At 72.0% G+C, this 9,152-nt stretch carries 10 protein-coding genes, 1 tRNA gene and 1 pseudogene; 7 read left to right on the plus strand and 5 right to left on the minus strand.

Translation table 11 applies throughout. The annotated features are described in order from the left end of the window. From HUW36_RS18440 to HUW36_RS18465, 6 genes are all read left to right on the plus strand, one after another. Positions 1-393 (plus strand): 4'-phosphopantetheinyl transferase family protein (locus tag HUW36_RS18440; RefSeq protein WP_174529307.1); only part of this gene is annotated, 393 nt, incomplete at its 5' end. Positions 394-468: 75 nt separating this feature from the next. After that, complete coding sequence (locus HUW36_RS18445; RefSeq protein ID WP_174529308.1) at positions 469-1,560, plus strand: DUF4352 domain-containing protein; 1,092 nt, start codon at positions 469-471, stop codon at positions 1,558-1,560. A gap of 130 nt (positions 1,561-1,690) precedes the next feature. Next, the gene (locus tag HUW36_RS18450; RefSeq protein WP_174529309.1) at positions 1,691-2,410 is read left to right on the plus strand and encodes a VOC family protein; all 720 of its coding nucleotides are present in this window, start codon (positions 1,691-1,693) and stop codon (positions 2,408-2,410) included. A 207-nt stretch (positions 2,411-2,617) separates the two neighbouring features. Further along, a complete protein-coding gene (locus HUW36_RS18455) occupies positions 2,618-2,809 on the plus strand; it encodes a general stress protein CsbD (RefSeq protein ID WP_174529310.1) in 192 nt (63 codons plus the stop codon). A 659-nt stretch (positions 2,810-3,468) separates the two neighbouring features. Then, positions 3,469-3,873 (plus strand): G5 domain-containing protein, encoded by a 405-nt coding sequence (locus tag HUW36_RS34525; RefSeq protein WP_246248215.1) that lies wholly within the window; start codon positions 3,469-3,471, stop codon positions 3,871-3,873. Between the two features lie 69 nt (positions 3,874-3,942). Continuing rightward, positions 3,943-4,407, plus strand: coding sequence for a hypothetical protein (locus tag HUW36_RS18465; protein WP_174529311.1), 465 nt, complete (start codon positions 3,943-3,945; stop codon positions 4,405-4,407). 6 nt (positions 4,408-4,413) lie between these two features. On the opposite strand, the gene HUW36_RS18470 is transcribed toward HUW36_RS18465, so the two are convergent. Further along, complete coding sequence (locus tag HUW36_RS18470; protein WP_174529312.1) at positions 4,414-5,283, minus strand: alpha/beta fold hydrolase; 870 nt, start codon at positions 5,281-5,283, stop codon at positions 4,414-4,416. Positions 5,284-5,384: 101 nt separating this feature from the next. Further along, positions 5,385-7,499 carry a cellulase family glycosylhydrolase gene (locus HUW36_RS18475; protein WP_174529313.1) on the minus strand — a complete coding sequence of 705 codons (2,115 nt, stop codon included), beginning with the start codon at positions 7,497-7,499 and terminating at the stop codon, positions 5,385-5,387. A 238-nt stretch (positions 7,500-7,737) separates the two neighbouring features. Between HUW36_RS18475 and HUW36_RS18480 the strand changes: the two genes are divergently transcribed. Continuing rightward, complete coding sequence (locus HUW36_RS18480; RefSeq protein WP_174529314.1) at positions 7,738-8,127, plus strand: VOC family protein; 390 nt, start codon at positions 7,738-7,740, stop codon at positions 8,125-8,127. Between the two features lie 48 nt (positions 8,128-8,175). Here the strand turns inward: HUW36_RS18480 and HUW36_RS18485 are convergent, their stop codons facing one another. The 3 genes and pseudogenes from HUW36_RS18485 to HUW36_RS35465 all read right to left on the minus strand — a co-directional run. Next, positions 8,176-8,652, minus strand: coding sequence for a DUF4279 domain-containing protein (locus HUW36_RS18485; protein WP_174529315.1), 477 nt, complete (start codon positions 8,650-8,652; stop codon positions 8,176-8,178). A gap of 92 nt (positions 8,653-8,744) precedes the next feature. Beyond that, positions 8,745-8,818, minus strand: a tRNA-Ala gene (locus HUW36_RS18490). Positions 8,819-9,002: 184 nt separating this feature from the next. Next, positions 9,003-9,152 (minus strand): annotated as a pseudogene (locus HUW36_RS35465) (divisome protein SepX/GlpR); the annotation flags it as partial.

Below are 9,152 nucleotides of genomic sequence, written 5' to 3' on the forward strand. Positions count from 1 at the left end.
TGCGCCGCCGCCGTCGCCCGCGCCGCCGACCTGCGCGCGGTCGGCATCGACGCCGAGCGGCACCGGCCGCTCTCCCCCGGCGTACGGCGCAAGGTGTGCCGCCCCGACGAGGAGGCGGAGCTGGCCCGGCTGCCCGCCGGCCCGCCGTGGCCGACCGTGGTGTTCAGCGCCAAGGAGACCATCTACAAGATCTGGCACCCGATCGTCGGCACCTGGCTGGGCTTCCCCGACGCGCGGGTCACCCTCGACCTCGACGCGGGGACGTTCCGGGCGGAGATCGCGCCGGCCCGGCTCGCCGCCGCCCCGGTGGCCGATCCGCCGTCGGAGATCACCGGTCGGTTCGCCGTGGACGACGATCTGGTCCGCACCGCCGCCGTTCTGCCACGTCGGTGAGGGCCTGACGGTCCCGTTGCCCACGGCTTGTACCGTCGTTCCGACTGAAAATCCCGAAGGTGTCCAAGGAGTACGGTGAGCCACCCTCAGCCTCCGTCCGGGTCGCAGGACCCGAACCAGCAGCCGCCGGAACCGCCCACCCAGGCGTTTCCCACCGCGCCGATGCCGCCGGTGTCGGGCAACCCGTACGCGCCACCGCCCGCCCCGGGCACGCCGCCGACCTCGGGTGCCCCGTACGCTCCGCAGCCGCCGACCTCAGGCGCGCCGTACCCGCCGCCGGCCGCGCCCACCGAGGCGTACCCGTCGTACCAGCCGCCCGCGCCCACCGAGGCGTACCCGTCGTACCAGCCGCCCGCGCCCACCGAGGCGTACCCGCCGGCGCCGCCGACCTCGGGCGCGCCGTATCCGCCGCCGGGTGGCGCGTACCCGCCGCCGGGTGGCTACCCGCCGCCCGGTGGACAGCCGCCGTACCCGCCGCCGCCCGGGCAGTACCCGGCGTCCGGGCCGTACCCGCCCCCGCCGGGGCAGCCGTTCGGGCCGCCGGCCAAGAAGTCCAGCAAGAACGTCTGGATCACGGTCGGCATCGTGGCGGCGGTCATGCTGCTGCTCTGCTGCGGCGGTGGCATCTTCGCGATCTACAGCGGGGCGAAGAAGACCAAGGAGGCGATCGACACGCTGCCCACCCCGGGTGTCACCTACAGCAACCCGATCGGTGACACCCCGACCGACGGCACCTCCTCCACGCCGCAGCCGGGTACGACCGACGACAAGACCTTCGACATGCCGGCCGGCGACAAGCTGATCGTCAACGACGACGAGGGCACGATCGAGATCACGGTCGGCAACTTCCGGACCAAGAGCGCCGCCTGCCGGGAGTTCATGCCGGGCCCGAAGAACGGCACGTTCCTGATCGCCGACGTGACCGCCGAGGTCACCAAGGGCACCGGGTCGATCAACCCGTTCTTCTTCACCTGGAAGGCGGCGGACGGCACCGAGGAGAACGGCATCGGCGGGGCCTTCTCCGGCTGCGGCAAGCTGATGACCTCGGGCAACAACCTGCCCGCCGGTTCCAAGCGCAGCGGCCAGCTGATCTTCGACGTGAAGGACCAGAACGGCGTCGTCGAGTACGAGCACAACCTGCGTACCGCCGGGTCCTGGAAGCCCTGAGCGCGAGCCTGACCCCACGCGGGGGCCGGTCCCACCCAGGGCCGGCCCCCGTGTCCGTTCGGGCGGTACGGGTGGGCCGTTCGGACCTTTCCATGTGCGCGTGACCGCCGCCGGTCGCCAGGCTCGGCGCATGGCCCGCGAAACCACGATCCCGCTGCTGCCGTGCCGTTCCCTGGACGACGTGGCGCCCTTCTACCAGGCCCTCGGCTTCCAGGTCACGCACCGGCAGGCGCGCCCCAATCCCTACCTGGCCCTGCGCCGGGAAGACCTGAACCTGCACTTCTTCGGCATGCCCGGGTTCGACCCGGCCACCTCGTACGGCAGTTGTCTGGTCGTGGTCGACGACCTGGTCGCCATCCACCGCGCCTTCGCCGCGGGCCTGCGCGCCGCGTACGGGAAGGTGCTCGTCTCCGGCGTGCCCCGGATGACGCGGCCCCGGGCCCGCCACAACCAGGACGGACACTCCGGGTTCAGCATCGTCGACCCCGGCGGCAACTGGATCCGGTTCGTGGCCCGCGCCGCCACGCCCGACGCCGACGACGATCGGGGCGGGTTGGCCCGGGCGCTGCGCAACGCTGTGGTGCAGGCCGACTCGCGCGGCCGGCCGGAGCAGGCGGTACGGATCCTCGACGGCGCGTTGGCCCGACCGGACGCCGCCGACGACCCGGGCACGCATGTCGAGGCGCTTGTCTACCGGGCCGAGCTGGCCCTGCTGCTCGACCGGCCGGAGGATGCCCGGGGATGGCTGCGCCGGGCCGGTGCGGTACCGCTCGACGAGGAGCTGCGCGACCGGCTGACCGACACGCTGCGGCACGCCGCCGACCTGACCACCGCGCTGCCGCCCGGGTAGCCGTCCCCACCCCGCACCGCCGGGAGTCGCGGACGGGAGCGCCGGACGCGCTGGCTCGCCGACCGGTGCGGTGAGTGCCGCCCGGGCGAGTGGGTGCGCGGAGGCGCCGCCCGGGCGAGTGGGTGCGCGGGTTTGCCGCCCGGGCCAGCGGGGACGCGGTCGGGACAGGCGGCGACGGTGGTCGCGCGACGATCCGGGGAGGCGGCGATGAGCGTCGAGCGTGCGAAGGACGACCTGGAGGACCTGGCCGGCCCGGCGCGGGCACAGCTGGGCAACCTGAACCGGGACGAACGCGCCGAGGCGGACCGGGTACGCGAGCTGGACGAGATCCGGGGCAATCGTCCCGGCGAACACGTCCAGGAAGACGCCCGCGACGCCCGGGACGACTTCTCCAGCTGACCCCTTCTCGGTCCGCTTGAGATCTTGGTACGAAACGGCCCCCCTGAGGGCCATTTCGTACCAAGATCTGCGGCAGCCCGCCCCGGGGAACGCGACGATTGGGGTGAGTGGGGCGGGTCGGCCGGTCTGATCGGTCGGGTGCCTGTCGGACGGGCGGGCGGCGTGCGCCCTACCGGCCGGAGTCGCTGGTCGGCCGGGTGCGTCACGGGTCCCGCCGGTTGGTCCGGATCCCGCGACTCATCGTCCTGACCTGCTGCCGGAGCGTCGCCTGGGAGCGCTCCGATTGACCGCTGGCAACCGTTGCGCACGCAAGCAGACTGTGGTGCGTGACGAACCCATCACCGCACCACCCTGGACCCGTCCCGTTCGGCCCGACGTACCCGGCGCCGAGGCAGTCGTGGTGGCGCCGGCTCTCCGGCGGAGCAAAGGTCGCGATCGTGTCCGCGGGCGTGGTCGTGCTGTGCTGCTGCGGCGGTGTGGCGATCGGCGCCGCCACCGACTCCCCGGGCGAACCGAGCAAGAAGGACGCCGCACCCACCACGTCCGCACCGAGCGAAGTCGAGGCGGCGGCGCCGGCTCCGGCAGTCGTGGATCTACCCAGCTCGACTCCGGCCGCGACCCCGACCGAGGCGAGCCCGAGCGCCTCTCCGTCGCCTCAGGTGCAGATCAGGACCGTCACCTCGACCGCGAAAATCGCTTACTCCACCCGAACGGTCAAGGACCCCACCCTGGCGAAGGGGACCAGGAAGGTACGGATCCGCGGCGTTACCGGAGTTCGCACCCTCACCTACCAGGTGACCGTCACCAACGGGGTGCAGACCTCGAAGAAGCTGCTCCGGTCCGTCGTCACCAGGCAGCCGGTCACGCAGGTGGTCGCGGTCGGCACCAAGCAGACGCGCCAGTGCGACCCGAACTACAGCGGAGCGTGCGTGCCGATCGCGAGCGACGTGGACTGCTCCGGGGGCAGCGGTGACGGCCCGGCGTACGTCACAGGTCCGGTCCGGGTCATCGGCAGCGACATCTACGACCTGGACAGGGACGGCGACGGAGTCGGCTGCGACTGACACCGGGGAGACCGCTACGACGTTCGCCTGAGGACGGTCGGGCGGCCCGCGCGCCCCTATGCTGGCCCGATGGTTCTCGCTGACGCCACCGGGTCCTGGACCGGCACCAACGGATTCCGGCTGATGCCGGCCGACCCGCTCGCCGAGTCACCCGCGACGCTGACCGTGGCGACGGCTGCCGGCGGCCACCTGACCACGGTGTCGTACTCGTGGGCGCATCCGACGGACGGGCCGCAGGACGGGCTGCTCGTGATTGCCGCCGGGGAGGAGCCGGGTTCGCTGGCCGCCTGGTGGGGCGACTCGTGGCACCAGCAGCCCACCGCGATGACGCTCACCGGCACGACGGGCGGGGTGCCGGAGGTCGAGCTGTCCGCCGAGTACGGCGGCGGCTGGGGGTGGCGGATCACCCTCGACGCCGCCGACCCGACGACAGTACGGCTGCGGATGGAGAACGTGGTGCCCGCGGACCAGGCGGACCCGGACACGCGGGCCGGCCCCTACCCGGTCATGGTCGCCGACCTGCGCCGCGCCTGAGCCCGGTCAGGCCGGGGCGTCGAGGATCTCCCGGAGCCGGGCCGCGAACTCCGCCGGCTTGCCGGCGTAGCCGCCCTGGTCACCGTGGAAGCCGCCGTGGTGGCTCGGGAAGACCGCCGGTCGGCCGCCTAGCAGCGCGGCCGCCGCCGCCGTCGTACGCGCGGTGAGGGTCTCCGCGGACTCCTCGCCGACCGCGAGGACGACCCGGGTACGCGTCACGCGCAGCGCGTCGACGTCCGGCCGGTAGCCGGTGATCGCGGTGGACCGGTCGGAGAGCAACGGGTCGTCCCGGGTGCCGTCGTCCTCGGTCGGCAGCCCGATCGCGGCCGGGTCCGGTGCGGGCCGGGCGAAGTAGTCGTCGGTGAACTCGCCCCGCCAGGACGTCATGGCCATGAACGCGGCCATGCCGGCGCCCCAGCCGTTCTTCTCGTACGTCTCCTGGCAGGCGGCCGTGGCCCGCACGGCGGCCTCGGCGTCGGGGAGCAGCGCGACAAGCGGCGGCTCGTGCGCCACAAGCGTGGCCACCGTGCCCGGGTACGCCGCCACCAGGGCGAGCGCGGTCACCGCGCCACCGCTGCTGGCGAACATGTCGACGGGACCCGCGCCGAGGGCGTCGACGACGGCGCGTACGTCGGCGGCCTGGACCTCGGGCACGGCGTCGGTGCGGCCGTCCTTGCGCACGCTGCGACCCAGCCCGCGCGGGTCGTACGTGACGACGGTGCGGTCCGGGAAGTACGAGGCCAGCACGGTGAAGCCGTCGGCGCACATCGGCTGGCCGATCATGAACAGGGGCCGGTGCGCGCCGGCGGCCGTGCGGGGTTCGTGCACGTCGTAGACGAGGTCGACCTCGGGTGTCCGGAGTGTCTGTGTGGTCATGCCTCTGTCGACAGGCGTCGGGCCGGAAAGTCATCGGTCGTCGCGCACGGCGCGGCTCGCGGCGGTGTCGGTGCACATCGCCGCGAGCCGTGCCGTCGCGGTCAGCTCACCGTGCCGGTGACGGTGCCGCCGGACTCGGTGACGTGGTAGGTCAGCGTGGTGCCGCTCCAGAAGTGGAACGTCAGGGTGACCCGCTGGCCGTCGTTGACCTCGGCGAAGAACTCGGGCTTCAGCGTGATCGTGTTGCTGCTGTAGTTCGGCGCGAAGGTCACGTCGAACTCCTTGAACGACGTCCAGTTCTGCGGGCCGGCGTTGCTGCCGTCGGCGTACCTCGCCTCCATGGTGGCCAACTGGTCGCCCCGGAACTGGGCCGGCAGGGTGAACCCGCCGACCGGGCCGGTGGCGTTGCCGAGCACCGGCGGGTCGTACGTGATGATGCTGATCCGCCACGGCACGCCGGTGGAGAAGCGGGCCTGGAGGTTGGCGTTCACCCCGTACGCCCGGGCGCCGACCAGCCGGGTCAGCGCCGACGCGGTGAGCGTCAGGGTGTTGCCGGAGACCGTGTAGTCGGTGCCGTTGAGCAGATCCGTGGTGCCCTGGCGCAGCCCCTGGAACGTGGTGCCGTTCAGGTTGAGCGTCAGGCTCTTGGCGGTGATCGAGCCGGTGCGGGGCACGTACACCTGGTCACTGGACGCGGTGCCGGAGCGGGTGGTCCAGCTCGACCTGATCTGCGCGAACAGCTCGGGGTCCTTCCACACGAAGGACGTCCGGTCGAAGTGCTGGCCGTTGTCCCAGAGCTGGGTGGTCAGCTTGCGGCTGCGCGCGTAGTGGCCGAGGAACTCGAAGAACTTGAGCTTCTCGCCCTGTTCGATCGTGCCGGTGTGGCGGTCGAAGCCGAGCAGGCCGTACTCGCCGATGACGACCGGGATGTTGCGGGTGACGAAGGCGTTGTAGACCCGGTCGAACTGGTCGGTCAGGTCCTGCTGCACGGTCGCGTCGAACCTGGTGCCGCCGGCGATGTTCACGCTGAACGGCCAGTAGCCGTAGAAGTGCACGGTGGCGATCAGGTTCGGGTCGTTCAGGGCGTTGAACGTGCTGGTCAGCTCGTCGACGCGGGCCTGCTCGGCCGAGGTGTGCAGGGTCGGCAGCACGAGCAGCCGGTTGGCGTTGCCGCCGCCGGACTGGCGGACGATCCGGTGGAACGAGGTGTTCAGCTCGTTGAGCAGGCTGGCGTTCTGCGCGTCGCCGGAGCTGCCGGTGAACTGCGGCTCGTTGACACTCTCGAAGACGAGCTTGGACGAGCTGTCCCGGAACGCGGTGGCGATCTGCGTCCAGAGCGCGTTGTAGCGGTTCAGCACGGTGGTGCGGTCGGTGGGCATCGTGTTGATCCACTGCCACGAGTCGTGGTGGATGTTGATCACCACGTAGAAGCCGTCCGCGAGGGCCCAGCCGACCACCTCGCGTACCCGGCTGAGCCAGGCCGCGTCGATGGTGTAGTTCGGCGCCCCGCCGTGGTGGTTGCTCCAGGTCACCGGGATCCGGATGCTGTTGAAACCCTGCGCCCGCACGTTGTCCAGCAGCGCCTGGGTCACCCGCGGGTTGCCCCACGCCGTCTCGTCCGCGCCGACGGCGTCGAACGAGTTGCCGAGGTTCCAGCCGGGCTGCATGGCGGCCACCGCCGCCATCGCGTTGCCGGCCGGCGGTGGCGTGGTCGGGGGCGGGGTGGTCGGAGGCGGCGTGGTCGGGGGCGGCGTGGTGGTGGGCGGTGGCGTGGTGCCGCCGACGCCGCCGGTGCAGGCCACCCCGTTGAGCGAGAACGAGGTCGGCGCGGTGTTGGCGCCGGACCAGGAGCCGTTGAAGCCGAACGAGACGCTGCCGTTGGTGGGGATCGCGCCGTTGTAGCTGACGTTGGTGGCGGTGACCTGGGCACCGGTGGCGGTGACCGTGGCGTTCCACGCCTGGGTGACCTGTTGGCCGGACGGGAACGTCCAGCGCAGGTTCCAGCCGTTGATCGCGTCGCCGAGGTTGGTGACGGAGACGTTGGCGGTGAAGCCGCCGCCCCACTGGCTGGCGGTCGTGTAGGTCACGCGGCAACCGGCCGCCGCCTGGGCGTTGGTCGCCAGGAGGGCGGTGCCGGCCACGAGCGTCGCGGCGGTGGCCGCGACCAGGCCGACCCGCAATCGGGCCCGGTTCGCGGTACGGGAAAAGCCGAGCATCGGGGTTCCTTCGTGGTGGGGTGTGCGCGTGGACGGGACAGGCGGGGCGCGCACCCGCCCAGCGCGAGAGTAAGTTTGGATTCCAAACATTGTCAATCGGCACGGGTGAATGGAGGACGGGTGAACCGTGCGGCCGGGCAGCTGTCCGCCGAGCGACGTGCGGTCGGCGCGGTCCTGACCGACCACACGCGACCCGCCCGTAAGGTGCGAGGGCGAGGCACGACCGAAGGGAGAGACCGTGGAACGCGTGACGGGCATCGGTGGGGTCTTCTTCCGCGCCCAGGACCCCGACCGGGTCAATCGCTGGTACGCCACCCATCTCGGGGTCGACCTGGCGCCGGAGTCCTACGAGGTCTCCTCCTGGTGGCAACAGGCCGGCCCCACCGTCCTGGCGGCCATGCCTGCGGACGCCGCGCACTTCGGCGGCTCCGGGCACTCCTGGTCGCTCAACTTCAGGGTCGCCGACCTGGACGCCATGGTCGCCCAACTACGCGGCGCGGGCCTCGCCGTCGAGGTCGACCCGCAGGAGTACCCGAACGGCCGGTTCGCCAGTCTGCGCGATCCGGAGGACAACGTCGTCCAACTCTGGCAGCCGGACGGGGCCGACAGCCGCGGGCCGCAGGACTGACCAGGGGATGGTGGGCCTGGTTCGGCTGGCTCGGAGCCTCAGCCAGCCTCATCCGTAGGCGTACTCGTCCACGTCGAGCTCCGCTCGCGTCATGCGGAGGAACTCGAGTACCCGGGCGTCAACGTGCCAGCCGAACAACTGGTGCTGACCGGTGAGCTTCTCCAGTCCTTCGACCGGGCCGGTCAGGTCTTCCTCCTCGCCGTCCGGATGCGCGAACACCCGGACGACCTGCAGCACGCTCGCGCCTGGCTCTCCATCGATGGCGTCCAGCTCTGCAGCGAGTCCACCGATGCGGTCCGCGTGGTCGAGGAGCCGATCCACGATCCGGTTGATCTGCTCGTCCACCGTCAACCCGGGCTCGCGGCAAGTGATCTTCCACCGGTGGCTGGCGGGCCTGGGTGGGCTGGCCAGGCGGCTGCCACGAACGGCGATCTCGTCCGGTTCGATGCCGAGCCTCGTCGTGATCTCGGCGGCCGACACCCGCACGGAGCTCAGCGCGAAGTACACGTATTGCGAGACGATCACCGACGGACCCTACCCGCGCCCATGCCTTCGACGCCGCTGCACGGGATCGAGAAAGGCCGTCTCCCACGACGGGAGACGGCCTTTCAACTGGGTGGAGCTGAGGGGATTTGAACCCCTGACCCCCTCGATGCGAACGAGGTGCGCTACCGGTCTGCGCCACAGCCCCTCCGCTGGCGAACCAGCGTTGATCCCACCCGGCTCGCACCGGGCGGGTCGGCGACAAGGCTAACAGGTCGCGCGCCCGGCACGCGAATCACCCCACCGGACCGGCAGCGCCAGGTCGGGGAAGTGGGGGCATCCGGCGCACCGGGACACCGCCAATTCCCCGAACTGGAGTCGATCAAGAGAGGTCAGGCGCCGCGGCCGGACTGGTAGGGGCGGCCGCGCAGGCCGCCGGCCCGTCGGTAGGACACCGAGCCGCCGCTCGCGGCCGGAGGCAGGTCCGCCGGGCGGTCCAGGCCCATCGCCGTACGCCGGACCGCCTCGCGCTGGGCGGCGAG

Source organism: Micromonospora maritima (assembly GCF_902825405.1).
GTDB classification, from domain to species: Bacteria; Actinomycetota; Actinomycetes; order Mycobacteriales; family Micromonosporaceae; genus Micromonospora; species Micromonospora maritima.

What these genes read in the sequence shown, in the direction of transcription:
- HUW36_RS18450 (WP_174529309.1), top strand. Translation starts at nt 1,691, where the DNA reads ATGGCCCGCGAAACCACGATCCCGCTGCTGCCGTGCCGTTCCCTGGAC.
- HUW36_RS18465 (WP_174529311.1), top strand. Translation starts at nt 3,943, where the DNA reads ATGGTTCTCGCTGACGCCACCGGGTCCTGGACCGGCACCAACGGATTC.
- HUW36_RS18475 (WP_174529313.1), bottom strand. Translation starts at nt 7,499, where the DNA reads ATGCTCGGCTTTTCCCGTACCGCGAACCGGGCCCGATTGCGGGTCGGC.
- HUW36_RS18470 (WP_174529312.1), bottom strand. Translation starts at nt 5,283, where the DNA reads ATGACCACACAGACACTCCGGACACCCGAGGTCGACCTCGTCTACGAC.
- HUW36_RS18455 (WP_174529310.1), top strand. Translation starts at nt 2,618, where the DNA reads ATGAGCGTCGAGCGTGCGAAGGACGACCTGGAGGACCTGGCCGGCCCG.